The organism is Microbacterium sp. NPDC060117 (assembly GCF_042729315.1).
In the GTDB taxonomy this organism is placed as follows: Bacteria; Actinomycetota; Actinomycetes; order Actinomycetales; family Microbacteriaceae; genus Microbacterium.
In genome coordinates this window covers 568,168-594,672 of sequence record NZ_JBHWXR010000001.1, presented here as the reverse complement: position 1 = coordinate 594,672, position 26,505 = coordinate 568,168, and the positions used below count along the sequence as shown (strand labels likewise).

22 protein-coding genes are annotated in these 26,505 nt (G+C 70.5%); 16 read left to right on the top strand and 6 right to left on the bottom strand.

Translation table 11 applies throughout. From position 1 onward, the window contains the following. The first annotated feature begins 31 nt into the window (after window positions 1-31). The 4 genes from ACFWCK_RS02640 to ACFWCK_RS02625 all read left to right on the top strand — a co-directional run bounded on the left by ACFWCK_RS02640 (window position 32) and on the right by ACFWCK_RS02625 (window position 4,214). Window positions 32-949 carry a 1,4-dihydroxy-2-naphthoyl-CoA synthase gene (locus ACFWCK_RS02640; RefSeq protein WP_378804408.1) on the top strand — a complete coding sequence of 306 codons (918 nt, stop codon included), beginning with the start codon at window positions 32-34 and terminating at the stop codon, window positions 947-949. Between the two features lie 100 nt (window positions 950-1,049). Beyond that, window positions 1,050-2,201 carry an AMP-binding protein gene (locus ACFWCK_RS02635; RefSeq protein ID WP_378804407.1) on the top strand — a complete coding sequence of 384 codons (1,152 nt, stop codon included), beginning with the start codon at window positions 1,050-1,052 and terminating at the stop codon, window positions 2,199-2,201. Window positions 2,202-2,299: 98 nt separating this feature from the next. Next, window positions 2,300-3,496 carry a sensor histidine kinase gene (locus ACFWCK_RS02630; RefSeq protein WP_378804405.1) on the top strand — a complete coding sequence of 399 codons (1,197 nt, stop codon included), beginning with the start codon at window positions 2,300-2,302 and terminating at the stop codon, window positions 3,494-3,496. 79 nt (window positions 3,497-3,575) lie between these two features. After that, the gene (locus ACFWCK_RS02625; protein ID WP_233310292.1) at window positions 3,576-4,214 is read left to right on the top strand and encodes a response regulator transcription factor; all 639 of its coding nucleotides are present in this window, start codon (window positions 3,576-3,578) and stop codon (window positions 4,212-4,214) included. Between the two features lie 37 nt (window positions 4,215-4,251). On the opposite strand, the gene ACFWCK_RS02620 is transcribed toward ACFWCK_RS02625, so the two are convergent. Beyond that, entirely contained in the window at window positions 4,252-5,121 is an 870-nt protein-coding gene (locus tag ACFWCK_RS02620) for a LysR family transcriptional regulator (RefSeq protein ID WP_378804404.1), read from the bottom strand. Window positions 5,122-5,206: 85 nt separating this feature from the next. Here ACFWCK_RS02620 and ACFWCK_RS02615 point away from each other — a divergent pair, with 85 nt between their 5' ends. From ACFWCK_RS02615 to ACFWCK_RS02595, 5 genes are all read left to right on the top strand, one after another. After that, entirely contained in the window at window positions 5,207-5,707 is a 501-nt protein-coding gene (locus ACFWCK_RS02615) for a carboxymuconolactone decarboxylase family protein (RefSeq protein ID WP_233310294.1), read from the top strand. A gap of 123 nt (window positions 5,708-5,830) precedes the next feature. Then, on the top strand, window positions 5,831-6,175 hold the full coding sequence (locus tag ACFWCK_RS02610; RefSeq protein WP_233310295.1) for a PadR family transcriptional regulator: 345 nt from the start codon (window positions 5,831-5,833) through the stop codon (window positions 6,173-6,175). Between the two features lies 1 nt (window position 6,176). Next, window positions 6,177-6,956, top strand: coding sequence for a permease prefix domain 1-containing protein (locus ACFWCK_RS02605; RefSeq protein ID WP_378804403.1), 780 nt, complete (start codon window positions 6,177-6,179; stop codon window positions 6,954-6,956). Window positions 6,957-7,047: 91 nt separating this feature from the next. Further along, on the top strand, window positions 7,048-7,845 hold the full coding sequence (locus tag ACFWCK_RS02600; RefSeq protein ID WP_233310297.1) for an ABC transporter ATP-binding protein: 798 nt from the start codon (window positions 7,048-7,050) through the stop codon (window positions 7,843-7,845). After that, window positions 7,842-9,302 carry an FtsX-like permease family protein gene (locus ACFWCK_RS02595; RefSeq protein WP_378804402.1) on the top strand — a complete coding sequence of 487 codons (1,461 nt, stop codon included), beginning with the start codon at window positions 7,842-7,844 and terminating at the stop codon, window positions 9,300-9,302. Before ACFWCK_RS02600 ends, ACFWCK_RS02595 begins: the two co-directional genes overlap by 4 nt. Window position 9,303: 1 nt before the next feature. Here the strand turns inward: ACFWCK_RS02595 and ACFWCK_RS02590 are convergent, their stop codons facing one another. The 4 genes from ACFWCK_RS02590 to ACFWCK_RS02575 all read right to left on the bottom strand — a co-directional run bounded on the left by ACFWCK_RS02590 (window position 9,304) and on the right by ACFWCK_RS02575 (window position 12,047). Further along, entirely contained in the window at window positions 9,304-9,822 is a 519-nt protein-coding gene (locus ACFWCK_RS02590) for a hypothetical protein (protein ID WP_378804400.1), read from the bottom strand. Next, window positions 9,819-10,307, bottom strand: coding sequence for a SprT-like domain-containing protein (locus ACFWCK_RS02585; protein ID WP_233310300.1), 489 nt, complete (start codon window positions 10,305-10,307; stop codon window positions 9,819-9,821). The genes ACFWCK_RS02590 and ACFWCK_RS02585 overlap by 4 nt, the downstream gene beginning before the upstream one ends. 100 nt (window positions 10,308-10,407) lie before the next feature. Continuing rightward, on the bottom strand, window positions 10,408-10,935 hold the full coding sequence (locus ACFWCK_RS02580) for a hypothetical protein (RefSeq protein ID WP_233310301.1): 528 nt from the start codon (window positions 10,933-10,935) through the stop codon (window positions 10,408-10,410). A gap of 245 nt (window positions 10,936-11,180) precedes the next feature. Then, window positions 11,181-12,047 (bottom strand): spermidine synthase, encoded by an 867-nt coding sequence (locus ACFWCK_RS02575; protein ID WP_378804399.1) that lies wholly within the window; start codon window positions 12,045-12,047, stop codon window positions 11,181-11,183. A 186-nt stretch (window positions 12,048-12,233) separates the two neighbouring features. Between ACFWCK_RS02575 and ACFWCK_RS02570 the strand changes: the two genes are divergently transcribed. From ACFWCK_RS02570 to ACFWCK_RS02550, 5 genes are read left to right on the top strand one after another with little or no spacing between them, the layout of a single operon-like run. Continuing rightward, complete coding sequence (locus ACFWCK_RS02570; RefSeq protein WP_378804398.1) at window positions 12,234-13,535, top strand: sugar ABC transporter substrate-binding protein; 1,302 nt, start codon at window positions 12,234-12,236, stop codon at window positions 13,533-13,535. 11 nt (window positions 13,536-13,546) lie between these two features. Next, a complete protein-coding gene (locus tag ACFWCK_RS02565; RefSeq protein ID WP_378804397.1) occupies window positions 13,547-14,527 on the top strand; it encodes a carbohydrate ABC transporter permease in 981 nt (326 codons plus the stop codon). After that, window positions 14,524-15,357, top strand: a complete 834-nt coding sequence (locus ACFWCK_RS02560; RefSeq protein ID WP_378804396.1) for a carbohydrate ABC transporter permease — start codon at window positions 14,524-14,526, stop codon at window positions 15,355-15,357. The genes ACFWCK_RS02565 and ACFWCK_RS02560 overlap by 4 nt, the downstream gene beginning before the upstream one ends. A gap of 2 nt (window positions 15,358-15,359) precedes the next feature. Continuing rightward, window positions 15,360-16,865: a glycoside hydrolase family 3 N-terminal domain-containing protein gene (locus ACFWCK_RS02555; protein WP_378804395.1), complete on the top strand. Its 1,506-nt coding sequence runs from the start codon at window positions 15,360-15,362 to the stop codon at window positions 16,863-16,865. Between the two features lie 31 nt (window positions 16,866-16,896). Beyond that, window positions 16,897-17,754 carry a MurR/RpiR family transcriptional regulator gene (locus ACFWCK_RS02550; RefSeq protein ID WP_378804394.1) on the top strand — a complete coding sequence of 286 codons (858 nt, stop codon included), beginning with the start codon at window positions 16,897-16,899 and terminating at the stop codon, window positions 17,752-17,754. Between the two features lie 34 nt (window positions 17,755-17,788). On the opposite strand, the gene ACFWCK_RS02545 is transcribed toward ACFWCK_RS02550, so the two are convergent. Next, window positions 17,789-18,703, bottom strand: a complete 915-nt coding sequence (locus ACFWCK_RS02545; RefSeq protein WP_378804393.1) for a sugar kinase — start codon at window positions 18,701-18,703, stop codon at window positions 17,789-17,791. A gap of 352 nt (window positions 18,704-19,055) precedes the next feature. Between ACFWCK_RS02545 and ACFWCK_RS02540 the strand changes: the two genes are divergently transcribed. Beyond that, complete coding sequence (locus ACFWCK_RS02540) at window positions 19,056-22,556, top strand: DNA-directed RNA polymerase subunit beta (protein ID WP_233310309.1); 3,501 nt, start codon at window positions 19,056-19,058, stop codon at window positions 22,554-22,556. 79 nt (window positions 22,557-22,635) lie between these two features. Continuing rightward, window positions 22,636-26,502 carry a DNA-directed RNA polymerase subunit beta' gene (gene rpoC / locus ACFWCK_RS02535; protein ID WP_378804392.1) on the top strand — a complete coding sequence of 1,289 codons (3,867 nt, stop codon included), beginning with the start codon at window positions 22,636-22,638 and terminating at the stop codon, window positions 26,500-26,502. Window positions 26,503-26,505 lie beyond the last annotated feature (3 nt).

The following is a 26,505-nucleotide window of genomic DNA, read 5'->3' as shown; positions in this document are numbered from 1 at the left end:
CTGCGGACGTCAGCCGGAATAGGCTGGATCCGTGACTGACAAGCTCGTCTCCGACCTGTTCGATCCGGCTGAGTGGACGCTCGCTCCGGGCGCGGGGGAGTACACCGACATCACGGCCCACGTCTCGAACGACGGGCGGATCGCCCGCATCGCGTTCGACCGCCCCGAGGTGCGCAACGCCTTCCGCCCGCACACGGTCGACGAACTGTACCGGGCCCTCGATGAGGCGCGTCAGAACCCGCGGATCGGCGTCGTGCTGCTCACCGGCAATGGCCCGAGTCCGAAGGACGGCGGGTGGGCGTTCTGCTCCGGCGGCGATCAGCGCATCCGCGGTCGCGACGGCTACAAGTACTCCGAGGACGAGGAGACGGTGCCGGCCGAGGCTCAGGCCAGGTCCGGCCGGCTGCACATCCTCGAGGTGCAGCGGCTCATCCGGTTCATGCCGAAGGTCGTCATCGCGGTCGTGCCGGGATGGGCTGCCGGCGGCGGGCACTCGCTGCACGTGGTCTGCGATCTGACGATCGCGAGCGCTGAGCACGGCCGGTTCAAGCAGACCGACGCGGATGTCGGATCCTTCGACGCCGGTTACGGATCCGCCTACATGGCCCGCCAGACCGGGCAGAAGTTCGCCCGCGAGGTGTTCTTCCTGGCCGAGGAGTACTCCGCCGAGCGCGCGATGCAGGCGGGCGCCGTGAACCGCATCGTGCCGCACGCCGAGCTCGAACGCGAGGCGATCGCGATGGCGCGGACGATCCTGACCAAGTCGCCCACCGCGATCCGGATGCTGAAGTTCGCCTTCAACGCGGTCGACGACGGGCTGGTCGGGCAGCAGGTGTTCGCGGGCGAGGCCACCCGCCTGGCGTACGGCACGGACGAGGCCGTCGAGGGTCGCGACTCGTTCCTCGAGAAGCGCGAACCCGACTGGTCGCCGTACCCCTGGCACTTCTGAGCACCATGCCTTCCGGTTTCAGAGCGCGCAAATGGCTCGATCCGCACCGCGGATGGGGTCATTTGCGCGCTTCGAAACCGGGTGGAACGGCCGGCCGGCCGTGAGACTGCAGGCCGCTGACGGGACGGATCCGCGCGCGATCGGGGCGGCGGTCCCGGCGGCGCTCGACGGCGCTGCCCCGCTCGCGCTCGGATTCGCGCCGGGTCCGGATGACGAGGTCGCCGAGGGCACCGCGGTCGTCATCGCGACGTCCGGATCCACGGGCGTGCCGAAGAAGGTCGTGCTCTCCGCGGGAGCCCTGCGCGCGAGCGCGGAGGCGACCGCGCGGCAGATCGGATCCGGGCAGTGGATGCTCGCGCTCTCGGCCGGCTACGTCGCCGGTCTGCAGGTGCTCGTGCGCTCGCATCTCGCGGGCACGACGCCCGTACTGATCGAGGGGCGGTTCACGCCGGCCGCGTTCGTGACCGCGACGCGCGGCATGCGGGCGGGGGCGAGGTACGCCTCGCTCGTGCCCGCGCAGCTTGCGACGCTCCTCGACGCGGCGGGCGACGGGGACGTGCGCGCCGCGCTCGCCTCGTACGAGGCGCTGCTCCTCGGTGGTCAGGCGCTGCCGCCGGCACTGCGTCAGCGCGCTGCGGATCTCGGCGCCCGCGTCGTGCGCACCTACGGATCCAGCGAGACCGCGGGCGGCTGCGTCTACGACGGGGTCCCCCTGGACGGGGTGCGCGTCTCGTCCGTCGACGGCGAGCTGCGCATCGCCGGTCCGACCCTGGCCGAGGGCTATCTCGGCGACCCCGGGCTGACCGCGCGCACCTTCGTCGCGGACGAGGCCGGCGCCCGCTGGTACCGGACCGGTGATGCCGGTGACGTCTCCGGCGGCCGGATCGCGGTGACCGGCCGCGTCGACAACGTCATCGTGTCGGGCGGCATCAACATCTCGCTGGACCGGGTCGAACGCGCCGTTCGCGCCGTCCCCGGGCTCGAGGGCGCCGTCGTCGTGGCGATCCCGGACGATCGCTGGGGTCAGGGATCCGCGATCGTGGTCGGCGGCCGGCGCGAGACCGGGTCGACGGATCCGCTCGAGGCGTCCGGGGTCGGAGCGCGGCTGCTGAGCGCCGCGCGGGAACGCGTGGCCGCAGAGGTCGGGCCGGCGGCGCGCCCCGCGACGCTGATTCCGCTGGACGAGCTCCCGCTGCTGGCGTCGGGCAAGCCCGACCGGCGCGCGATCGCCGCGCTCGCCGCAGGGCGCTGAGCCCGCGAGCCGAGCGCTGCGGGGTCCGAGGACGCGCGTGCCGCGGATACATCTCCCGGCGGATGACCGCGCCGGATCCGGTCGCGTACCGTGAGGGGGTGATCCGCCCCATCCCGCGCTTCTGGCTCGTGTTCGACATCGTGGGCAGCGTCGTCGGCCTGCTCCTCACGCTGCCGCTCACGTACACGTTCGAGGCGGGCACGATGAGCCGCTGGATCCCGGACGGCGCGGTGTCGATCGTGCTCGTGCTGCTGGTCGCGGTCATCCAGTGGGGCGCGGCGGCGATCAGTCGGCTCTCCCCGGTGCTGGCCCTCATCGTGGCGTGGTTCGGCGCGCTGCTGCAGATGGCGTGCGGCTTCTCGCCGGGCGCCTACAACCTCGCGATCCTCGCCGTGGTGTTCGCGACCTCGGCCTGGGGATCGGTGAGGCTCCTGTGGATCGGCGGCGCCTCCGCCCTGGGTGGCGGGCTCCTGGCGGGCGGCTACATGTCGCTGATCAACGAGGGGGCCCTCATCCAGGACACCGAGACCGGGCTGCGCCTGGCGCTGGTCGCGGTGCTCCTCGGCACGGTGTCGGTGCTCACCCTCGTGATGGCCTGGGGCGCCGGCCTGCTGTGGCGGGTCGTGCTGCACGGCCGCCGCACGCGCGACGCTCAGGTGCGGGCCGAGGCGGTCGCCGTCGCGGAGCAGGAGCGGGTGCGGATCGCCCGCGACATGCACGACGTGGTCGCGCACTCGCTCGCGGTGGTGATCGCGCAGTCGGATGGCGCGCGCTACGCCGCGGCCGCGGATCCGGCGCAGGCGACCGCGGCGCTGACCACGATCGGGCAGACCGCGCGGGCGGCCCTCTCCGATGTGCGGCTGCTGCTCGCGCAGCTGCGGCACAGCGAGGGGCAGGGGCCGCAGCCCACGCTCGCCGACCTCGAGACGCTGTACGCCCAGGTGCGAGCCGCCGGAATCGAGCCGCGTGTCACCGTCGACCCGATGCCGCCGGGGGAGCCGCCCGCCGGCATCCAGCTGGCGGTGTACCGCATCCTGCAGGAGGCGCTCACCAACGCGATCCGGCACGGCGACGGCGACGTCGACGTCTGGCTCGGGTGGCACGCCGACAGCGTGCAGATCACGGTCCGCAACGCGGTGCCGACGACACCGCGACAGGCGCATGCCGAGCGCGGACACGGCCTCATCGGCATGCGCGAGCGCGCGCAGCTGGTCGGAGGGACGCTCTCGGCGGAGCTCGAGGCGGAGGGCTTCATCGTCCGCGCCGTGCTGCCGATCGGTCCGAGCGTGGTCTGATCCTCGTCCCGGGCGCGATCCGGAGGATGACAGACTCTTCACGAGGCGCGGATCCGATCGCGCGGAACGAGGAGGCAGGATGATCCGGGTCGTGCTGGTCGACGATCAGGCGCTGTTCCGCGCAGGGATACGCATGCTCGTCGCGTCCCAGCCCGATCTCGAGGTCGTCGGCGAGGCGGGCGACGGGCAGGAGGCCATCGAGGTCGTTCGCGCGACGCGGCCCGACGTCGTGATGATGGACATCCGGATGCCCGTCATGGACGGGCTGACCGCCACCGCGCGCATCCTGGAGGAGGCGGATCCGCCCCGCATCGTGATGCTCACGACCTTCGACCTCGACGAGGCGGCGGCGCGGGCGATCCGTCAAGGGGCGAGCGGGTTCCTGCTGAAGGACGCGGATCCGGAGTTCCTGCTCGCGGCGATCCGCACGGTGCATTCCGGATCCAGCGTGATCGCGGCATCGGCCACCCGCGACCTCTTCGCGCACTTCGCGGCGCCTGTGCAGACCCCGGTGCCGCCGAGCTACGACGACCTCACCGAACGCGAGAAGGAGATCTTCGCGCTGGCGGCGCGGGGCCTGTCCAACGCCGAGATCGCCGCCCGCGAGTTCCTCTCCGAGGCCACCGTGAAGACGCACATCAGCCGCATCCTCGCCAAGCTCGCCCTGCGCGATCGCGTGCAGCTGGTCGTGTTCGCGTTCGAGCACGGCCTGAACTGACCCGCCCACGGAGCCTCCGTGTCGGGGCCGCCTCGCCTCAGCCCTGCTCGCGCAGCAGCTCCAGGAGCGCGCGTGCGGCGCGGGTCGGCGTCGCCCGCCACACCACTCCCAGTCGCGAGCGCACGTGCGGTGCATCGATCGGGATCGCCCTGATGCCCTCCCAGCGCCGGCAGGTCGCGGCGCTGACGACACCGACCCCGAGCCCGCGCACCGCGAGCTTCTCGATGGCGGAGGGAGTGGACACCTCCCAGTGCGGGGCGCCCGCACCGGGGCGTCCGGCCAGCAGGGCGTCCAGCGCCGCCCTGTCGCCCGTGCCCTCCGGGAGTGCGATGAGGTCCATGCCGATCAGCTCGTCAGGGCGGATGCGGCGACGCGCTGCCCACGGGTGCGACGGTGCCACCACGGCGACCATCGGATCGTCGAACACCACCTCCGACCCGAGGTCGTCCGGCGCGCGCTCGGCCCAGGCGACGAGCGCGAGGTCGACCTCGCCACGACGGACCGCGCCGACCAGTCGTGCGGAGGTGTCCTCACGCAGCCGCAGCTCGAGCCCGGGATGCGCGGCGCTGAGCTCGGCGAGCGCGTCGTAGAACCGCGGCCACGTGAGGCCGAACACGGTGCCGACGCGGAGGGATCCGAGCAGCAGCCCGCGCAGGTCGGCCGCCGTGGCGCCGATCTCGCCGATCGCCTCGAGTGCCGTGCGGATCACGGGCAGCAGACGCTCGCCCTCCTGGGTGAGGGCGACGCGGCGCGACGTGCGGTCGAACAGGGCGACGCCGAGCTCGCGTTCGAGCTTCTGCACCTGCGTGCTCACTCCGGATTGACTGACGCGCACCCGTGCCGCGGCCGCAGTGAAGGACCCCGTCTCGACGACGGCGAGGACGTAGCGCAGCTGGTGAAGTTCCATCTCTGAGACAGATGATAGCGATAGGGATCAGCTGTTGGACGGATGGATCCGGATCGCCCAGGCTGAAGGGGACGAAAGGAAGACCATGACCCTCACCGAGACCTCGACCCAGACCGAGCAGACCGTCCCGATCCCCGTCCGCCTCGACATCGACACGGTCGCGCCGCGCTTCTCCCGCGCGCTCGCCGGGCTCGATGCCGCGATGGTGCGCGAGCTCGATGCCGCAGGCATCGACGCCCGACTGCGCGAGCTGGTGCGCCTGCGAGCCTCGCAGATCAACGGCTGCAGCTACTGCGTCGACCTGCACGCGGGTGACGCCGCCAAGGCCGGCGACACGGCGGCCCGGATCGCCGCCGTCGCGGTGTGGCAGGAGTCCCCGTTCTTCACTGCGCGCGAGCGCGCCGCGTTCGCGCTCACCGAGAGCATCACCCGTCTGTCCGAGACCCATGTGCCGGACGCGGACTGGGCGGCCGCGGCCACGCGCTTCTCGCCGGAGGAGCTCGGTGCGCTGGTCTCGCTCATCGTCGTGATCAACGCGTGGAACGCGGTCGGCGTCTCCACGCACGCCTGGACCGGATCGATGTAAGCGGTCAGCCGGGGCGATGCCGCGAACGAGCGCCGCCCCGGCACCGACCAGGGACATCCAGCCTCGGCGAACTCACAGCAACAAAGGCTGTCTATGCATCGATTGTCTGGGTAAAGTCGCCTCATGGCAGACGACCGACTCCGAGGCAACCTCGAGATGCTGATCCTGGCGACACTCGCGCGCGGGGCCGCCCACGGCTACGCGCTCGCCGAGGCGCTGCGCACCGCGAGCGGCGGTGAGTTCGATGTGCCGGAGGGCTCGCTGTACCCGGCACTGCACCGGCTGGAGCGATCCGGTGCGATCACGAGCGAGTGGGTGCATGACGGGCGCCGGCGCCGGGTCTACGCGATCACGGCCGCGGGCGCGGCGCAGCTGTCCCGGGAGACCGGCGCCTGGCAGCGCTTCGCCGACGGCGTGGCGTCGACCCTCGCCGCACCCTCGATCCGTCCGGCCGTGCAGGGGGTGTGAGATGACCGACGCGATCGATCGCTACGTGGCGCAGCTCGCCGACCGCCTCGGCGCGGGTGAGGACACCTGGCGCCTGCTGGCCGAGACGGACGGGCACCTGCGCGATGCGGAGGCGGCCCTGCTGGCCCAGGGGATGGATCCCGCCGAGGCCGCAGAGGTCGCGGTGCAGCGGTTCGGAGACCCGGCCGCCGTGGCCCGGACGCGCTCTCCACGGCGTCGCGTTCTGGGTCTGCTCAGCGGCGGGTGGCTCGTCGTCGCGCTGGGGCTCGTCGTGATCGGGCTCAGCGGGCTGGTGTCCTGGGTGCTCGAGGCGATCTGGGGGCCGGCCTTCCTGGCGGGCGACGTGAACGGCGTGACCTACACCACGGCGCGGTGCGCCGACTTCCTGGGGTTCTTCCCGCAGGCGGGCAGCTGCGCGGCGGCGGCGGCGATGCACCACTCCGACGAGATCGTCTCCGAGAGGCTGGCGGCCGGCGTGCTCGGCGTGCTTCTGCTCGCGGTCTGGCTGCTGGTGCGCCGCCTCCGCGGCGCCGTGCCGATCGCTCGCGAGGACCGGCGCATGCTGCTCCTCGCGAGCGCCGTGGCCTTCCTCGGCGTGGGCCTGGTCGGGTTCGGCTGGGGCGCGCTCTCGATCATCCTCGACCTCGTGCGAGGCCTCGCCGTGGCCGGCGTCGGCGTGCGCCTCAGCGACGGGGCGATCGCCCTGGTCGCGGGCGTCGTGGCCCTCGTGCTCCTGGCGCGCTTCACCCGGCGCGGGGTCGCGGTCGCCGCCGTCGGCTGAGGAAAGCGCGTCGCGGATCATCCTTGCGATGTACGCGGATGGATCCACAGAGCGACGCGAAGGACAGGGGCGGATCCTTAGCGTCGGAGACATGGAGATCACCACGACCGACCTGGGCCTTGCGGCCCGCGTCCAGCACCTCACCAAGACCTACGGATCCGGCGAGGGCGCGGTGCGTGCCCTCGACGACGTCAGCGTCGGCATCCGCCGCGGCCAGTTCACGGCCATCATGGGCGCCTCCGGTTCGGGCAAGTCCACGCTCATGCACATCATGGCGGGGCTGGACACGCCTACGCAGGGGCGAGCGTGGATCGGTGACACCGAGATCACCGGGCTCGGCGATCTCGACCTCACGATCCTGCGCCGTCGCCGCGTGGGCTTCATCTTCCAGGCGTTCAACCTGGTGCCGACCCTCGACGCGCTCGGCAACATCCTGCTGCCGTTCGAGCTCGACGGACGCCGTCCCTCCGCGATCGAGCGGGCGCGCATCGACTCCCTCGTCGACATCCTCGGGATCGGCCCGCGCCTGCGGCATCGCCCGCACCAGCTCTCCGGCGGCCAGCAGCAGCGCGTGGCGATCGCCCGCGCGCTGGCCACCGCGCCAGATCTCGTCTTCGCCGACGAGCCCACCGGCAACCTCGATTCCGCCTCCGGCCGCGAGGTCTTGCAGCTGCTGTCCACCGCGAGCCGCGAGCAGGGCCAGTCGATCGCCATGGTCACGCACGACGCCGTCGCGGCCAGCTACGCCGATCGCGTGCTGTTCCTCGGCGACGGCCGGATCGTCGCCGACCACCCCCGCCGCAGCGCCGACGAGATCGCCGGGCTCATGCTCTCCGGGGGCACCCCCGCCGCCACTGTGGCGGCAGACGCGGCAGGGGTGCCGGCATGACCGCCATCGCCCCGACGCTGCTCGAGACGCCGCTCACCCCGTCGCGACTCGCCTTCCTCCGGGAGCGCGGCATGGGCTCGAGCGTCTTCGTCGCCGCTCTCACCGCCGCGTTCGGCGTGATCCTCGTCGACACCACCCTCTATCTGGGCGCTCTGCTGCAGAACGATCCGTTCCTCGGCGACAGCAAGACCCTCGCGTACGTCGTGCAGATCCTCTCGGTGCTGCTCACCGCCGTCGCGATGTACGTCGCCGCGATCGTCACCGCCAACACGTTCTCGACCATCGTGGCCGGCCGCACCCGTCGCATCGCGCTGATGCGGCTGATCGGCGCCTCCGCCAGAGCGCAGCGGTCGGAGGTCGCGGGGCAGGGCCTCGCCGTCGGCATCATCGGCGCCGTGCTGGGGCTTGCTGGAGGCGTCCTGCTGAGCTGGGGCGGCATGGCGATCGGATCCCTCGCGTTCGCGCACCCGCCGCAGGGTCTCTCGCCGCTGCAGCCCGGGGTGTTGATCCCCGCCGTCGGCGTGGCGCTGACCACGTGGCTCGCCGCCTGGGCGGGGTCGCGACGGGTGCTCACGGTCACTCCGCTGCAGGCGCTGGCGGGGTCCGCCGAGCGCACGGTCGCCGAGACCGGAGCCCGTGGTTCGCGCCATCTCGGGGCGATCACGATGTTCGTGCTCGGTGGCGCGCTGCTGGCCGGCGGTGTCGTGGTCGGGCTGTCCTCGCCGCTCGGCGTGGTGGTGGCCTTCTTCGGCGGAGTGTTCTCGTTCAGCGGGCTCGCGATCGGATCGGTGCTGGTGATGCCGCCCGTGCTGCGGCTCGTCGGTCGCCTGTTCGGCCGCGGCGCGACCGCCCGGCTTGCCGCCGAGAACGCGCTGCGCCACCCCGAGCGGTCCAGCCGGATGGCCATCGGCGTGGTGATGGGGGTCACGCTCGTGACGATGTTCGCCGTCGCGCTGGAGTCGGCCAAGGCGCTCATGGTGCGTACGAGCGCCGAGCAGCTGCCGCCCGGGTTCTTCGCCCCGTTCGATGCCTTCGGCACCGTGATGATGGTGCTGGTCGCGGTGTCGGCCGTGATCGCCGCGGTCGGGCTGGTCAACCTGCTCACCATCGGCGTCGTGCAGCGGCGGCGCGAGCTGGGCCTGCTGCGCGCGATCGGACTGAGCAGCCGTCAGGTGCGTCGGATGGTGCTGCTCGAAGCCGCGCACGTCACGATCGCGGCCACCGCGACAGGGCTCGTGCTGGGCGTCGCCTACGGCTGGATCGCCGCGCAGTCGCTGCTCGGATCCGTCCCGTCGATGCCCGACTTCCAGCCGGCGGGGCTCATCCCGCCGGTGGTGCCGTGGGTTCCGGTGGTCGCGATCGTCGCGTGCACAGCCGTGCTCACGCTCGTGGCATCCGCCACTCCGACCCGGCTCGCGACCCGTGTCGCACCGGTCGAGGCGCTCGCCGCGGACTGAGTCAGGCGGGGCCGCGGGCGTGCTCCGCGGCCCCGCCCCATCCGCGCGCGAGACGGCGGATCCGCCATCCGCGCCATTGCCACGCCGCCCAGAGCACGGGCAGCAGGGCGAGCGATCCGGGACCGCCGAAGACGAGCCGGTCGCGCCAGAGCGCCCGGCCGTCCGGCAGGGCGGAGACGGCCATGCGGTGGTCCCAGACGTCGAGCGACGAGAGCGGTCCGGTGAGCGGGATCCCGCTGTCGCGCAGGATCCGCACGGTCTCGCCCTTGTGCTCGCGAACCTCGTCGTACGCGCCGATGAGCTGGGTGCCGACCGTGATCAGGCCGAACAGGCGCAGCCGCACCGCGCTGTGCAGCAGAGAGCCCTCGTCGGCGTGCGTGAGCGGCTCGACGACGATCACCGGGGCGTAGAGCGCGGTGAGCACGGCGGGTGAGTGCAGGGCCGCCCAGGCGTCGTCCGCGCTCGCGGAGATCCGGAACTTCAGCTGCACATGCCGCAGCGTCAGCGTGGTCGTCGTCATCGCGGCAGCACCGCCGCCCTGCGGTCTGCGGCCGTGATCTCGCGGCGGGTCCAGATCAGCAGGAAGCGCTCGTCGTAGCGCCGGGAGCAGCGTGCGCACGAGGACGCCCTGGTGGGGCGCCGGTGCCGGTACGTCACGTGGCCGGTCGGGCAGCGGCCCACCCACGGCGCCAGGTCGGTCGCCGTCTCGCCGTGGTGCGTGGTGCCGCCCACGTAGCCCAGCGCGCGGGCCGTCCGCTTCCATGCGGCGCCGTGCGCGGCGTCGTGGCCGGCGACGGCGTGCGCCACCTCGTGCAGGAGCACCTGATGGATCTCGTCGTCGTCGAACCGGGCCGCGAGATAGCGGGAGACGGTGATCCGCTTGTCGCGGTAGTTGCAGGCGCCGGCGCGGCGTTTGGCGTTGTCGAAGCCGAACGACCACGTCGGATCCAGATGCAGCCGGATCAGGGCCTCGCCCCAGATCCGCACTCGCTCCAACTCGGCCATGCACTCACGTTAGGCGATGCCGGGGACACTCCGGCGCGGAGCACGCGAAGACGCGCTATGGCCGGACAGGTGCGTCTCTGCGGCAGCCCCGGGGTCGGGATCAGCCGTTGACGGCGACCGGGTCGCGCCGGCGCTCGACCGTGTCGACCGCGAGCAGGGCCGCCTCCAGCGTCGCGTCGTCGGCGCCGGCTTCGCGACGCAGGAACACGGTGCGCTTGAAGCTGTCCCTGGCCTGGTCGAACTCGCCGGCTTCGAAGGCGTTGCGGCCGCGGTGCTGGTGCGCGAACGCGGCGATCGGCACCCAGCCCTGGCCCTCGGCCTCCGCCACGCAGGCCGCCAGCTCGTGGTCGGCGGCGGCGTGCGCGCCGCGATACTGCTGCACGGTGGCGCGCAGCACGCGCGCGCGCAGCAGATCCTTGCGCGTTCCGGCCATGCGGGCCTGGCGCACGGCCTCGTCGGCCAGCACGAGCGCGTCGTCCAGGCGGCCGAGCACCTTCAGCAGCCACACCCGCTCGAGCATCGACGGCAGGCTGCGCAGGTCGGAGATCTCGACCAGTCGCGCGTCGCATTCGGCCGGATCGACCAGCTCGCGCAGAGAGTCCGGGTCGTACCCCTTGATGTAGCTCACGCGCCCGTCCTCCTGCACTGCCTCGCCGTGTCCTCCAGTCTGCCCGCGTCTGCGGCGCATCCGGGAAGGCCCCAGGGCGTGCCGTGAGAAACCGGCGTCTCGGGCCGGGTGGTGCGACGACGGGTCCAACCGCGCGAGCCACCCCTTTGTGTGCGAGCCACCCGCTTGCGCGCCGCATGAACAGGGGTGGCTCGCGTGTGAGGGGGTGGCTCGGCGCAGGAGGTCGGCGCGGTGAGCGCCGGGACTCAGCGCAGGAACAGCCCGGCGTCCGGTCGGGGCGAGGCCACCGCGGTCGCGTCGGTGACGATCGCCGCCTCCTTCGCGAACGCGATCACCTCGGCGCCGTTCGCGAGCTTGGCCGGATGCGGGCCGGCGGCGAGGATGCGGGGCAGGGCGTCGGCCGGAAGCGGAGCATTCGACGCCGCGAGCACGAGGTTGCCGAACCGGCGACCCTTCAGGATCTGGGCGTCGGCGAGGATCGCGACCTCCGGCAGCACTGCGCGGATCGTCGCGACCTGACGGCGTGCGAACGCGAGCCCCGGGCCGTCCGCGACGTTCACGAGCAGCACGCCGGCGGGCCCGAGCAACTGTGCGAGCTCGGTGTAGAACTCGACGCTGGTGAGGTGCGCGGGGGTCTGCGCGCCCGAGTAGACGTCGGCGACGACGAGGTCGACGGCTCCGGTCAGGGCCGGCGGAAGACGGCGCACGCCTTCGCGGGCGTCGCCGATGCGGATCCGGATCGCGGCGCCGCGGGGCAGTGGCAGGTGCTCGCGCACCAGCTCGACCAGCGGCGCCTCCAATTCGATCACCTGCTGCCGGGATCCGGGACGGGTGGCCGCGATGTAGCGCGGGACGGTCAGAGCGCCTGCCCCCAGGTGCACCGCGGTGATCGCCGCGCCGGGGGAGGCGAGCTGGTCGATGAGGGCGCCCATGCGCACGATGTACTCGAAGTGCAGATGCGTCGGGTCCCCGAGGTCCACATGCGACTGCGGGGTCTCGTCGATGAGCAGCTCGAAGCCGCCGCCGAACTCCGCGGGGACCACGCGGGCGATCCCGCCGGATCCCAGTCGCACCGCCGGATGCTCGGTGTCCTTCGCGCGTGCTCTGCCCATGGGACGAGCCTAGGGCGGCGCCGTCGGGCGTGCCGCCACGGACGGATGCGGTGAGAGGAGGCGCCCTCTGGCCCGGATCACGGCTCGATCACGGCTTTGGAAGAAACTTGCAGGAGTTTTGTTCATCGTGGATACTTTTTCCTACTTGGCGAGTTCGCCCTGGATTTTCAAAGAGGAGATTCCCCGATGCACAAGCGCATTCTCTCCGTCGCGGCACTCGGTGTCGTGGCGACGCTGGGCCTGGCAGCCTGCTCCGGCGGCAGCACCCCCGCGGCCACCAGTGGTCCCGTCGACGGCAAGGGCAAGACGCTCAACGTCTGGATCATGAAGGGCACCAACCCCGACTCCTCCGCGTTCTACGACGCGGTCTCCGCGGAGTTCAAGAAGGAGACCGGTGCGGAGGTGAAGTTCGAAGAGGTGCAGTGGGCCGACGCGCATGACCGCTTCGTGACCTCGATCGCCGGCGGCACCACCCCCGACGTGGCCGAGACCGGCACGACGTGGACCGCGGAGTTCGCGGACGCCGGCGCGCTGCTGCCGATCGACAAGTACGTCGACGCCGACAAGGGCCTCTCCAAGGACCTCGTCGAGGGCCTCAAGGTCGCGGGCACCTACGACAAGGAGCTCTACGGCATGCCCTGGTACGCCGGCGTGCGCTCGATCGTCTACCGCACCGACGTCTTCGACGAGCTCGGTCTGAAGGCCCCGACCTCCTGGGACGACATCGTCGCCGCCGGGGAGAAGATCAAGGCCGCGCACCCCGAGATGATGGCGTTCCCGGTTCCCGGCGATGCCGAATTCCTCGTGTACCCGTGGGTCTGGGGCGCGGGCGGCGAGGTCGCCACCGAGAAGAGCGGGAAGTGGGCGAGCCAGCTCGACAGCAAGAAGTCGCAGGAGGGCATCCAGTTCTACACCGACCTGGCGCTCAAGCACGGCTTCTCCTCCGCGGGTGCGACCACCTGGAAAGAGACCGACCTGCGCGACGCGTTCAGCCAGGGCAACGTCGCGATGATGCTCTCCGGATCCTGGACGCCGAAGTCGCTCATCGAGAAGAACCCGGAGCTGAAGGGCAAGATCGGCGCGGCGGTCATCCCGGGCAAGGACGGCGGCATCGCCCCGTCGGTGCTCGGCGGCTCGCACCTGTCCATCTTCAACAACACGAAGAACCCCGACCTGGCCTGGGCGTTCACCAAGTTGATGACGACCGGCAAGTTCGCCACGCAGTGGGCCGATGAGACCGGGTACTTCCCGGGTGTGCAGTCGGCCATGACCGAAGCCCTGAAGTCGACGGATCCGCTGGTCGCGCCGTTCGCGAAGCAGATGGTGGAAGGCGGCGCCTCGGTGCCGGTGACCCCGAACTTCGGCGCCGTGCAGGCGAAGAAGACGACCAACTCGATGATCCAGGCCATCCTCAGCGGTCAGAAGGACGTCTCGACGGCGTCGAAGGACGCCGCGGCCGAGATGACCGATCTGCTGAACAAGAAGTAACCGGATCCACCATGTCCACGGTGCACGCACCACGGTCGGCCGCGTCCTCGGAGTCTCGCTCCGGGGCCGCGGCCGGCGGCCCGCCGGCGCGGAAGAAGAAGCTCGGCTGGGTGACCGCACGGCCCTGGCTGCTGCTCGCACCCGGCCTCTTCATCCTGGCCACACTCATGCTGTGGCCGCTCGTCCAGGTCGTGATCTACTCGCTGCAGGACTACGGCCTGCGTGAGATCAACACGGGCCGGACCAACTTCATCGGCTTCGACAACTACGTCGAGGCCCTCACCGACAAGACCCTGTGGACCGTGGTGCTGCCGAACACGGTCGGCTTCGCCGTCGTGTCCGTGTTCGCCACCGTCGCCGTCGGCACCCTGGTCGCCCTGCTGCTGGCCCGGCTCGGGAACGTGTGGCGCACGATCGTCGCCAGCTGCATCATGGTCGCCTGGGCGATGCCCGCCGTCACCGGCACCTATGTGTGGGTGTGGATCTTCGACGCCGACAAGGGCGTCTTCAACGCCGTGCTGAAGGACCTCGGGCTCATCGACGGCCAGGTGAACTGGTTCACGAACCAGTGGTCGTTCTATGCGATCGTGCTGCTGAACGTGGTGCACCACGGCTTCCCGTTCGTCGCCGTGACCGTGCTCGCCGGTCTGCTCGGCGTCTCCCGGGAGATGCTCGAGGCCGCAGCACTGGACGGCGCCGGCGCCTGGCGGCGGTTCTGGAAGATCATCTTCCCGACCCTCAAGCCGGTGTTCTCCGTCGTGATCATCCTGTCGACGATCTGGGACTTCAAGGTCTTCGCGCAGGTCTATCTCATGCCGGGCGGCAACGGCGGCAACCGCACCGTGCTGAACCTCGGCGTGTGGTCCTACGTCGAGTCGTTCGGGCAGAACCGCTACGGCTTCGGCGCCGCGCTCGCGGTGCTGCTCACGCTGGTCCTGCTCGGGATCACGATCGTGTACATCCGCTCCCTCATGAAGGAGGACGAGCTGTGAAATCGCGTCACCCCGTTCTCGGCCGCATCGGCATCGCCATCGCGGTCACCGCCGTGCTGCTGTTCACGCTGTTCCCGGTGTACTGGATGGTCTCCAGCGCCTTCGACAAGAAGGCGTCCAGCGGCGGCCAGTCGCTGCTGCCGAAGGAGTTCACCTTCGACAACTTCGCCTTCGTCCTCACCGACGGCGGTTTCGCCACCTTCCTGCGCAACTCCGTGATCGTGGCGTTGGTCACGGTGCTCGTGAGCGGCTTCGTATGCCTGCTCGCCGCGGTCGCCGTCGCGCGCTTCCGGTTCAAGTTCCGCACCGCGATCCTGCTGATGATCCTCATCGTGCAGATGGTGCCGCTCGAGGCGCTGGTGATCCCGCTGTTCCTGCAGGTGAAGAGCCTGGGACTGCTGAACAGCATCCTCGGCCTCATGGTCGTGTACGTGGCCCTCTCGCTCGCGTTCGGGATCTGGATGCTGCGCGGTTTCGTGCAGGCCGTTCCCGTCGAACTCGAGGAGGCCGCCTACATCGACGGCGCCAGCTGGTGGCGGATGTTCCGGTCGGTGCTGCTGCCCCTGGTGATGCCGGGCCTGGTGGCCACGAGCGTGTTCAGCTTCATCACGGCGTGGAACGAGTTCATCTTCGCGATGACGATGCTGGGCGGCGCGACCGACCAGTACACGGTCTCGATCGGGCTGAAGTCGTTCTTCGGGCAGTACTCCAACGACTGGGGAAGCATCATGGCCGCTTCCACCCTCATCACTCTGCCTGTCATGATCTTCTTCGTGATCGTGCAGCGGCGCCTGTCCTCGGGACTCGTCGCCGGAGCGGTGAAGGGATGAGCGTGACGGATCTGATCGACGACGACGTCGAGTTCGAGAGGCTGGCGAACAGTGTGCTGTGGCCGGGCTTCCTCGGCCGCACCGTGCCCGCGTGGCTGGACGCGGCGCTGCGCCGCGGGCTCGCCGGCGTGGTCTACTTCGCGCAGAACATCGGCCCCGACCTGGACGCGCTGAGCGCGGCCATCCGCGCGGCGGGCCCGCAGGCGCTCATCGGCATCGACGAGGAGGGCGGCAGCGTCACCCGCCTCGAGGCCGCGACCGGATCCACGCTGCCCGGGGCTGCGCAGCTCGGCGCACTCGACGACGTCCTCGCGACCGCGGCGACGGGTGAGGAGCTCGCCCGTCGCGTGCGCGCCGTGGGCGCGGACGTGGTGCTCGGGCCGGTGGCCGACGTGAACACGGATCCGCGCAACCCGGTCATCGGCGTGCGCTCCTTCGGCGCCGACGCGGACCTGGTGTCGCGTCACGTGGTCGCCGCTGTCGAGGGCATCCAGGCCGGGGGCGTGGCCGCGTGCGTCAAGCACTACCCCGGACACGGCGACACGCACGTCGACTCGCACCACGATCTGCCGCGCATCGGCGTGGACCCGGCCGAGATCGAGCGCGTGCACCTCGCACCGTTCCGCGCCGCGGTCGCCGCGGGCGTGGACGCCGTGATGACGGCGCACATCGTGGTGCCGGCGTGGGGCGAGGAGCCCGCCACGCTCAATCCGCGGGTGCTGGGCATGCTGCGAGATGCGGGCTTCGACGGCGTCATCATCACGGACGCCCTGGACATGGCCGCGATCCGCGAGTCGGTCGGAATCGGCGGGGGAGCGGTCCGCGCGCTCGCCGCGGGGGCGGACCTGCTCTGCATCGGCAACCCCACGAACCCCGGTGCGGCAGCGCTGCCGGATCAGGACGAGCACGACTACCGCACCGCACGGGACGCGATCGTCGCGGCGTTGCGGGACGGATCCCTGTCCCGGGACCGCGTGGTCGAGGCCGGCGCGCGAGTGACCCGGCTCGCGGCGAAGCTCGCCGCCTCGGCGCGGGCGGGCGCCCCGGCGGACGCGGCGTCCTACGACGGCACCGGCATCGTGCGCCGCGCACTGCACGTGCGCGGGGAGCTCACGACCGCGGGCGCGCCGTTCGTGGTCGACGCCCGCCGCAGTTCGACGCTCGCCGTCGACAGCGCGGCCGGCTACGTGTCCGAGGCGCTCGCCGGCGGCGGGGCGACGGTGCGCATCGACACGGCGCGCCTCGACGAGGTGCAGCGCAGCGCGGCGGTCGACGCCGCGGTCGCGCAGGCCCGGGGCCGGCGGATCGCACTGCTCGTGGATCGGATCGACACGGACCCGGTGCAGCGCGCTGTCGTCGCCGAGGTCGCCGCGCGCGCGGCCGACGTCGTCGCCGTGAACGTCGGCCTCCCCGCCGAGGGCGTCGGCGTGCCGGTGATCGAGGTGGGCTCCGCCAGCAGGATCGGCGCCGAGCTCGCCCGGGAGAGGCTCGTCGGCGCCGGGCGATGATCCGCTCTCTTCGGGAGGCAGAGGGGGTGTGATGGACGCGGATGTCTTCGGCGTCGTGCGCGCCGCTCTGCCGCGGCTGAGCGCCGCCGAGGCGCGGGTCGCCGAACGGGTGCTCGCGGATCCGACCCTCGTCGTCGACCTCGCGATCACCGACCTCGCCCGGCTCTGTCACACCTCGCTCTCGACCGTCGCCCGCTTCGCCCAGACGCTGGGCTTCAGCGGCTACCGGGAGCTGCGCGTCGCCTTCGCCGGCGCCGTCGCGCGCGCACAGGCCGAGCAGGAGCGGTTCGGCTTCGACGATGCGACCATCGACCCGGGCGACCCGGTCGAGACGGTCGCGGCCAAGCTCGCGGCGAGCGAGATCGGCGCGATCGAGCACACGGTCGCAGGTCTCGACTTCGCCGCGCTCGACCGCGTCGCCGTCGCGATCGCGGGGGCGAGGCAGGTGCACCTGTTCGGGCAGGGCGCTTCGTCGCTCACCGCGCAGGACATGCAGCTCAAACTCGCCCGGATCGGCTGCGTCGCCGTGCACTCTCCGGATCCGCACGTCGCGATCACCGGGGCGTCGCTGCTCGGGCCGGCGGATGTGGTGCTCGCGGTGTCGCACGAGGGCGCGACGGCCGAGACGATCCGTGCGGCCGAGGTCGCACGGGCGGCCGGGGCCTTCACCGTGGCACTCACCAACGTGCCGGGTTCCCCGCTCACCGCCGTCGCGGATCTGGTGCTCGGCACCCGCGCCAAGGAATCGCCGCTGAGGATGGCCGCGATGTCCAGCCGGATCGCGCAGCTGGCGGTGCTCGACCTGCTCTTCGTGCGGGTGGTGCAGCACCGGGGCGAGACGGTGACCGAGCCGTTGCGCACGACCCGCCGTGCGGTCCGCGGGGCCTGACCGCTCAGGCCGCCCGTCGCCTGTTCCCGGGCGCTCAGTCCACGTGGTCTCGCGTGCTGCCCAGGGCGCGGGTGGCGATGCGATTGGCGCGGGCGACGCAGCCACTCAGTGACAGGCCGCTGAGCACGCCCACGAGGAAGCCCGCGGCGAAGGCGTCCCCGGCGCCGATCGTCTCGACCACGGTCGAGGGCACGGCGGGGGCGTCGGCGCGCTCGGCGCCGTCGAACGCGGTGGCGCCGTCGTCCCGCGTGATGACGAGGTGGCGGGGGCCGGGGAACATCGCGCGCAGCCGGTCCGGATCCCCGGTGCCGAAGACGGCCTCGGCGTCGTGCGCGCTGCACTGCGCCACGTCGGCCGCCGCGAGGTATCCGCCGAGCAGCTCGCGCGCCTCGTCCTGGCGGCCCTGCCACAGCGCGGGGCGCCAGTTCACGTCGAAGCCGATCAGCCGGCCGCCGCGGTCCGCGAACAGCTCGTCCTGCGCGGCGCGGGCGCCGTCGGACAGCGCGGGAGTGATCCCCGTGGTGTGCACGAGCGCCGCCTCGGCGAGCACGCGCTCGGCGGCGGGCGTGTGCAGGGTCGCGGGGGAGATCCTGCTGCCCGCGGATCCGGCCCGGTAATAGTGCATGACGCCCTGCACCGGGCCATGCCCCTCGGCGGAGAGCTCCTTCACGTACAGCCCGGTGGGGGCCGCGGGATCGACCTCGACGGCGGACGCGTCGACGCCGTGCTGGGCCAGCTCGCCGAGGAGGAAGCGTCCGAAGCCGTCATCGCCCACACGGGAGACGACGGCGGCGCGGGAGCCGGCCGAGGCCACGGCGAGTGCGACGTTCCACTCCGCGCCGGCCAGGGAGCGCTGGAACGTGCGGCTGCTCTCCAACGGACCGGCCGTCGTGGGTACGAGCGCCACCAGGCCTTCGCCGAAACAGGCGATCAACGGTGAATCGGGCACGCTCGCGACGATACCGGATCCCGGTGCCGCACTTGCATCCAGGGGATGGTGGCGGCGTCCCCGCCGGTCGCGAGGGCCGAGAAGGGCCGGGCCGAGGTGCAGAAGCGTCCCGCGCCCGGGGTTATACCCCCCTCAGGGCAGAAGGTCAAGAATCGCGCTTGCCATGTCGCGATTTCGGAACTATAGTTGATCTTTGCGCCTCGCTCCTCCCTGCCCTCATATGGTGGTCGGCAGATTTCCGTACGTCCTCGCTCCTCGACAGAGCGCCTTCGGCGTGCGGCCGTGTGACGCGGCGCACTCACCTGACGACGAGGAATCGAGACGCCCTTCGGGGCTCACGGAGGTTATTCCCTTGGCTGCTGCTCGCAACGCATCCACCCCCACCACCAACAAGAACGGACGCGGCCACTCCCGCCTCTCGTTCGCCAAGATCTCCGACACGCTGACGGTCCCCGACCTGCTCGCCCTGCAGACCGAGTCCTTCGACTGGCTCGTGGGCAACGAGGCCTGGAAGAAGCGCGTCGCCGACGGCAAGAAGGCCGGCCGCAAGGATCTCGCCGAGGCCAGCGGCCTGGAGGAGATCTTCGAGGAGATCTCCCCGATCGAGGACCTGAGCGAGACCATGCAGCTCTCGTTCACGAACCCGTACCTCGAGCCCGAGAAGTACTCCATCGAGGAGTGCAAGGAGCGCGGCAAGACCTACGCGGCCCCGCTCTACGTCGAGGCCGAGTTCATGAACCACCAGACCGGTGAGATCAAGACCCAGACGGTCTTCATGGGCGACTTCCCGCTGCAGACCGCCAAGGGCACGTTCATCATCAACGGCACCGAGCGCGTCGTCGTCTCGCAGCTGGTCCGCTCCCCGGGCGTCTACTTCGACAAGACCGCCGACAAGACCAGCGACAAGGACATCGTGTCCGCCCGCGTCATCCCGTCGCGCGGCGCCTGGCTCGAGTTCGAGATCGACAAGCGCGACCAGGTCGGCGTGCGCATCGACCGCAAGCGCAAGCAGTCCGTCACCGTCTTCCTCAAGGCGCTGGGCCTGACCAGCGAGGAGATCCTCGCCGAGTTCGCCGGCTTCGCCTCGATCGAGGAGACCCTCGCGAAGGACACGATCCTCACCAAGGAGGACGCGCTCCGCGACATCTACCGCAAGCTCCGTCCGGGCGAGCAGGTCGCCGCCGAGGCCGCCCGCGCGCTGCTGGACAACTTCTACTTCAACGCGAAGCGCTACGACCTCGCCAAGGTCGGCCGGTACAAGATCAACCAGAAGCTGGGTCTCGACCTGCCGCTGGACGAGTCGGTGCTCACGGTCAAGGACATCGTCGAGACCATCAAGTACCTGGTGCGCATCCACGCCGGCGTCGAGACCTTCGAGGGCATCCGCGGCGGCAAGAAGGCGGAGATCCGTCTGGCGACCGACGACATCGACAACTTCGGCAACCGTCGCATCCGCGCCGTCGGCGAGCTCATCCAGAACCAGGTCCGCACCGGTCTGTCCCGCATGGAGCGCGTCGTCCGCGAGCGCATGACCACGCAGGACATCGAGGCGATCACCCCGCAGACCCTGATCAACGTGCGCCCCGTCGTGGCCGCGATCAAGGAGTTCTTCGGCACGTCGCAGCTGTCGCAGTTCATGGACCAGAACAACCCGCTCGCGGGTCTGACCCACAAGCGCCGCCTCTCGGCCCTCGGCCCCGGTGGCCTCAGCCGCGACCGCGCCGGCGTCGAGGTGCGCGACGTGCACCCCTCGCACTACGGCCGCATGTGCCCGATCGAGACCCCGGAAGGCCCGAACATCGGCCTGATCGGCTCGCTCGCCACGTTCGCGCGGATCAACTCGTTCGGTTTCATCGAGACCCCGTACCGCAAGGTCGAGGACGGCAAGGTCACCGAGCACATCGATTACCTGACCGCCGCCGAGGAGGTCGACTTCAACATCGCGCAGGCGAACGCCCCGCTCGATGCCGAGGGTCGCTTCACCGAGGCGCACGTGCTGGCGCGTCCGAAGGGCGGATCCGGCGAGGTCGACATGTTCCTCCCGTCCGAGATCGGCTACATCGACGTCTCGCCGCGCCAGATGGTGTCGGTCGCGACCTCGCTCGTGCCGTTCCTCGAGCACGACGACGCGCAGCGCGCGCTCATGGGCGCCAACATGCAGCGCCAGGCCGTGCCGCTGCTCCGTTCCGAGTCGCCGTTCGTCGGCACCGGTATGGAGGGCTACGCCGCCATCGACGCGGGTGACGTGATCACCGCCGAGAAGGCCGGTGTGGTCTCCGAGGTCTCCGCCGACCGCGTCGTGGTCATGCTCGACGAGGGCGGCACCCAGGAGTACTACCTGCGCAAGTTCGACCGCTCGAACCACGGCACCTCCTACAACCAGAAGGTCGTCGTCTCGGCCGGTGAGCGGGTCGAGGTCGGCGAGGTCATCGCCGACGGTCCCGCCACGGAGAACGGCGAGCTCGCGCTCGGCAAGAACCTCCTCGTCGCGTTCATGACGTGGGAGGGTCACAACTTCGAGGACGCGATCATCCTCAGCCAGGACCTGGTGAAGGACGACACCCTCTCCTCGATCCACATCGAGGAGTACGAGGTCGACTCGCGCGACACGAAGCTCGGCAAGGAGGAGATCACCCGTGACCTCCCCAACGTCAGCCCGGAGCTCCTGAAGGACCTGGACGAGCGCGGCATCATCCGCATCGGCGCCGAGGTCCGCCCCGGCGACATCCTCGTCGGCAAGGTCACCCCGAAGGGCGAGACCGAGCTGTCGGCCGAGGAGCGCCTGCTCCGCGCGATCTTCAACGAGAAGAGCCGCGAGGTCCGCGACACCTCCCTGAAGGTGCCGCACGGCGAGCAGGGCACCGTCATCGCGGTCAAGGAGTTCAACGCCGAGGACGGCGACGACGAGCTCGGCAGTGGCGTCAACCGCCGCGTCGTGGTCTTCATCGCCCAGAAGCGCAAGATCACCGAGGGCGACAAGCTCGCCGGCCGCCACGGCAACAAGGGTGTCATCGCGAAGATCCTGCCCGTCGAGGACATGCCGTTCCTCTCGGACGGCACGCCGGTCGACGTCATCCTGAACCCGCTCGGCATCCCGGGCCGCATGAACTTCGGCCAGGTGCTGGAGACCCACCTCGGGTGGATCGCCAAGCAGGGCTGGAAGATCGAGGGCAACCCGGAGTGGGCCGCGCAGCTGCCTGAGGAGGCGTTCGACGTCGCCCCCGGCACCAAGGTCGCGACCCCGGTGTTCGACGGCGCTCACCAGGAGGAGATCGAGGGTCTCCTCGACTCGACGCTGCCGACCCGTGACGGCGTGCGCCTGATCGACTCGACCGGTAAGACCACCCTGTTCGACGGCCGCTCCGGCGAGCCGTTCCCGGGGCAGATCTCCGTGGGCTACATGTACATCCTGAAGCTTCACCACCTCGTCGACGACAAGATCCACGCGCGTTCGACGGGCCCCTACTCGATGATCACCCAGCAGCCGCTCGGCGGTAAGGCCCAGTTCGGCGGCCAGCGCTTCGGTGAGATGGAGGTGTGGGCGCTCGAGGCCTACGGCGCCGCGTACGCGCTGCAGGAGCTCCTCACGATCAAGTCCGACGACATCCTCGGCCGCGTCAAGGTGTACGAGGCGATCGTCAAGGGCGAGAACATCCAGGAGCCGGGCATCCCGGAGTCGTTCAAGGTGCTCATGAAGGAGATGCAGTCGCTCTGCCTGAACGTCGAGGTCCTCTCGGCCGACGGCACGGCGGTCAACCTCCGCGACACCGACGACGAGGCCTTCCGCGCCGCCGAGGAGCTGGGGATCAACATCTCCAGCCGCTTCGAGTCCGCATCCATCGACGAGATCTGAGCCTTCGAGGGATCCGGATCCGCTCCGGATCCCTCGAACTCCCCACTTTTCTTAAGAGAATTTCGACACAGGAGAACTAGTGCTCGACGCAACAACCTTCGATGAGCTTCGCATCGGCCTCGCCACCGCAGACGACATCCGCAAGTGGTCGTACGGTGAGGTCAAGAAGCCCGAGACCATCAACTACCGCACGCTGAAGCCGGAGAAGGACGGCCTCTTCGGCGAGCAGATCTTCGGCCCCTCCCGTGACTGGGAGTGCGCCTGCGGCAAGTACAAGCGCGTCCGCTTCAAGGGCATCGTCTGCGAGCGCTGCGGCGTGGAGGTCACCAAGAGCTCCGTCCGCCGTGAGCGCATGGGCCACATCGAGCTCGCCGCCCCGGTCACCCACATCTGGTACTTCAAGGGCGTGCCCTCGCGCCTCGGCTACCTGCTGGACATGGCGCCGAAGGACCTCGAGAAGGTCATCTACTTCGCCGCGTACATGGTCATCTCGGTCGACGAGGACGCGCGTCACCGCGACCTGGCGACCCAGGAGAACAACATCCGCCTCGAGCTGAAGACGCTCGGCGACCGCCGCGACGCCAAGATCGCGGAGCGCCTCGCCAAGCTGGAGGAGGAGCTCGCGGCCCTCGAGGCCGAGGGCGCCAAGGCCGACGCCAAGAAGAAGGTCAAGGACGCTGCCGAGAAGGAGATGTCCCTGATCCGCAAGGGCGCCGACGAGGCGATCGTCAAGCTCGAGCGCGTGTGGGAGGACTTCCGCACCCTCGAGGTCGGGGCCCTGCGTCCCGAGGACGACGTGTTCCACGAGCTGCAGGACCGGTTCGGCCAGTACTTCGAGGCGCACATGGGCGCCGAGGCGATCCAGCGTCGCCTCGCCGCCTTCGACCTCGCCGCCGAGTCGGAGAAGCTGCACCTGCAGATCTCCGAGGGCAAGGGCCAGCGCAAGATCCGCGCGATCAAGCGCCTCAAGGTCGTCAACTCGTTCCTGGAGACCGGTATGAGCCCGGCCGCCATGGTGCTGGACGTCGTGCCGGTGATCCCGCCGGAGCTGCGCCCGATGGTGCAGCTGGACGGTGGCCGCTTCGCGACCAGCGACCTGAACGACCTGTACCGCCGCGTGATCAACCGCAACAACCGTCTTCGTCGTCTGATCGACCTCGGCGCGCCCGAGATCATCGTCAACAACGAGAAGCGGATGCTGCAGGAGGCCGTCGACGCGCTGTTCGACAACGGCCGCCGCGGCCGCCCCGTCACCGGTACCGGCAACCGCGCCCTGAAGTCCCTCAGCGACATGCTGAAGGGCAAGCAGGGTCGCTTCCGCCAGAACCTGCTTGGCAAGCGCGTGGACTACTCGGGCCGTTCGGTCATCATCGTCGGTCCGCAGCTCAAGCTGCACCAGTGCGGTCTGCCGAAGACGATGGCGATCGAGCTGTTCAAGCCGTTCGTGATCAAGCGCCTGATCGACCTGGGCCACTCCCAGAACATCAAGGCCGCCAAGCGCGCCGTCGAGCGCATGCGCCCCGAGGTCTGGGACGTGCTCGAGGAGATCATCCGCGAGCGCCCCGTGCTGCTGAACCGCGCCCCCACCCTGCACCGCCTGGGCATCCAGGCCTTCGAGCCGCAGCTCGTCGAGGGCAAGGCCATCCAGCTGCACCCGCTCGTCTGCGCGGCGTTCAACGCCGACTTCGACGGTGACCAGATGGCCGTGCACCTGCCGCTGTCGGTCGAGGCTCAGGCCGAGGCCCGCGTGCTGATGCTCGCCTCGAACAACATCCTCAAGCCGTCCGACGGCCGCCCGGTCACCCTGCCCTCGCAGGACATGATCATCGGCCTGCACCACCTGACCACGGTCAAGGACGGTGCGCTCGGCGAGGGCCGCGCGTTCGGCTCCGTGGGCGAGGCGATCCTGGCGAAGGACGAGGGCACCCTCGACCTGCAGGCCAAGGTCCGCATCCGCATCCCGGGTCTGACCTTCCTCGAGGGCGAGGCCCCCGAGGGCTACGCGGGCCACGGCCTCGTGGACGCCTCGCTCGGCCAGGCGATCTTCAACGACACCCTGCCCAAGGGCTACCCGTTCGTGCGCGAGGTCGCCGACAAGGGCAAGCTCTCGCAGATCGTCAACAAGCTCGCCGAGGAGTACCCGAAGGTCGAGACCGCCGCGTCGCTGGACCGCATCAAGGACGCCGGCTTCTACTGGGCCACGCGTTCCGGTGTGACCGTCGCGCTCAGCGACGTCATCACCCCGCCGAACAAGGCGGAGATCGTCGCGGGCTACGAGAAGCAGGCCGAGAAGATCCAGGCGCAGTACGACAAGGGTCTGACCACCGACGCCGAGCGTCGTCAGGAGCTCGTCGAGCTCTGGACGAAGGCGACCAACGAGGTCCAGGCCGAGATGCAGGCGAACTTCCCGGAGGACAACACCATCAACCGCATGGTGTCGTCGGGAGCCCGTGGTAACTGGCTGCAGATCCGTAACATCGCCGGTATGCGCGGTCTGGTGAACAACACCAAGGGTGAGTTCATCCCGCGTCCGATCATCTCCTCGTACCGCGAGGGGCTGTCGGTGGCGGAGTACTTCATCGCCACGCACGGTACCCGTAAGGGTCTGGCCGACACCGCTCTGCGTACGGCCGACTCGGGCTACCTGACCCGTCGTCTGGTCGATGTCTCGCAGGACGTCATCATCCGTGAGGACGACTGCGGCACGTCGAAGGGCCTGGAGCTGCCGATCGCCGCGCCGAACAGCGCCGGCGAGCTGGTGCGCGACGCGAACGTGGAGAACTCCGTGTTCGCCCGTACGCTCGCCTCCGACGTCGTGAACGCGGCCGGTGAGGTCGTCGCGACCGCCGGTGAGGACGTCGGCGACGTGCTCATCGACAAGCTCGTCGCCGCGGGCGTGGAGTCGATCAAGGTCCGCTCCGTGCTGACCTGCGACTCGGCCGTCGGCGTCTGCGCGCAGTGCTACGGCCGCTCGCTGGCCACCGGCAAGACGGTGGACATCGGCGAGGCCGTCGGCATCATCGCGGCGCAGTCGATCGGTGAGCCCGGTACCCAGCTGACGATGCGTACCTTCCACCTCGCGTCGGCCGGTGACATCACCCAGGGTCTGCCCCGTGTGCAGGAGCTCTTCGAGGCCCGTACCCCGAAGGGCGCCACCCCGATCGCCGAGGCCGACGGCCGCATCACGATCGAGGAGACCGACAAGTCGAAGAAGGTCATCCTCACGCCCGACAACGGCGACGAGGAAGTGGTCTACCCGGTGCTGAAGCGTGCGACGCTCCTCGTCGAGGACGGCCAGCACGTCTCGGTCGGAGACCCGCTGCAGGTCGGCACGCTCGACCCCAAGGAGGTCATGCGCGTCATGGGCGCCCGCGAGGTGCAGCGCTACCTCGTCAGCGGCGTGCAGGACGTGTACCGCTCGCAGGGTGTGCCGATCCACGACAAGCACATCGAGGTCATCGTGCGCCAGATGCTGCGCAAGGTCACCGTCGTCGACCACGGCGACACGACCCTGCTGCCCGGTGAGATGCTCGACGCGCGTCGCTACCAGGACGTCAACCGCGAGGCCGTCGCGGCGGGCAAGCGCCCGGCGTCCGGCCGCCCGGAGCTGATGGGTATCACGAAGGCGTCGCTCGCGACGGAGTCGTGGCTATCGGCCGCGTCCTTCCAGGAGACGACCCGCGTGCTCACGCAGGCCGCCATGGAGGGCAAGAGCGACCCGCTGGTCGGCCTCAAGGAGAACGTCATCATCGGAAAGCTGATCCCCGCGGGGACCGGCCTGCGCCGCTACCGCGACATCACGGTGGAGGCGACCGAGGAGGCCAAGAGCGAGCGCTACCCGAACCGGATCTTCGCATCCGACGGCGCGTACGCCGAGGGCGACTTCGGCTACGTCGACTTCGACGCGTTCTCGACCGACGACATCACGCCCGGCACCTACAACTGATTG

What these genes read in the sequence shown, in the direction of transcription:
- ACFWCK_RS02565 (WP_378804397.1), top strand. Translation starts at nt 13,547, where the DNA reads ATGTCCACGGTGCACGCACCACGGTCGGCCGCGTCCTCGGAGTCTCGC.
- ACFWCK_RS02550 (WP_378804394.1), top strand. Translation starts at nt 16,897, where the DNA reads ATGGACGCGGATGTCTTCGGCGTCGTGCGCGCCGCTCTGCCGCGGCTG.
- ACFWCK_RS02575 (WP_378804399.1), bottom strand. Translation starts at nt 12,047, where the DNA reads ATGGGCAGAGCACGCGCGAAGGACACCGAGCATCCGGCGGTGCGACTG.
- ACFWCK_RS02595 (WP_378804402.1), top strand. Translation starts at nt 7,842, where the DNA reads ATGACCGCCATCGCCCCGACGCTGCTCGAGACGCCGCTCACCCCGTCG.
- ACFWCK_RS02620 (WP_378804404.1), bottom strand. Translation starts at nt 5,121, where the DNA reads ATGGAACTTCACCAGCTGCGCTACGTCCTCGCCGTCGTCGAGACGGGG.
- ACFWCK_RS02605 (WP_378804403.1), top strand. Translation starts at nt 6,177, where the DNA reads ATGACCGACGCGATCGATCGCTACGTGGCGCAGCTCGCCGACCGCCTC.
- ACFWCK_RS02625 (WP_233310292.1), top strand. Translation starts at nt 3,576, where the DNA reads ATGATCCGGGTCGTGCTGGTCGACGATCAGGCGCTGTTCCGCGCAGGG.
- ACFWCK_RS02610 (WP_233310295.1), top strand. Translation starts at nt 5,831, where the DNA reads ATGGCAGACGACCGACTCCGAGGCAACCTCGAGATGCTGATCCTGGCG.
- ACFWCK_RS02600 (WP_233310297.1), top strand. Translation starts at nt 7,048, where the DNA reads ATGGAGATCACCACGACCGACCTGGGCCTTGCGGCCCGCGTCCAGCAC.
- ACFWCK_RS02590 (WP_378804400.1), bottom strand. Translation starts at nt 9,822, where the DNA reads ATGACGACGACCACGCTGACGCTGCGGCATGTGCAGCTGAAGTTCCGG.
- ACFWCK_RS02615 (WP_233310294.1), top strand. Translation starts at nt 5,207, where the DNA reads ATGACCCTCACCGAGACCTCGACCCAGACCGAGCAGACCGTCCCGATC.
- ACFWCK_RS02570 (WP_378804398.1), top strand. Translation starts at nt 12,234, where the DNA reads ATGCACAAGCGCATTCTCTCCGTCGCGGCACTCGGTGTCGTGGCGACG.
- ACFWCK_RS02585 (WP_233310300.1), bottom strand. Translation starts at nt 10,307, where the DNA reads ATGGCCGAGTTGGAGCGAGTGCGGATCTGGGGCGAGGCCCTGATCCGG.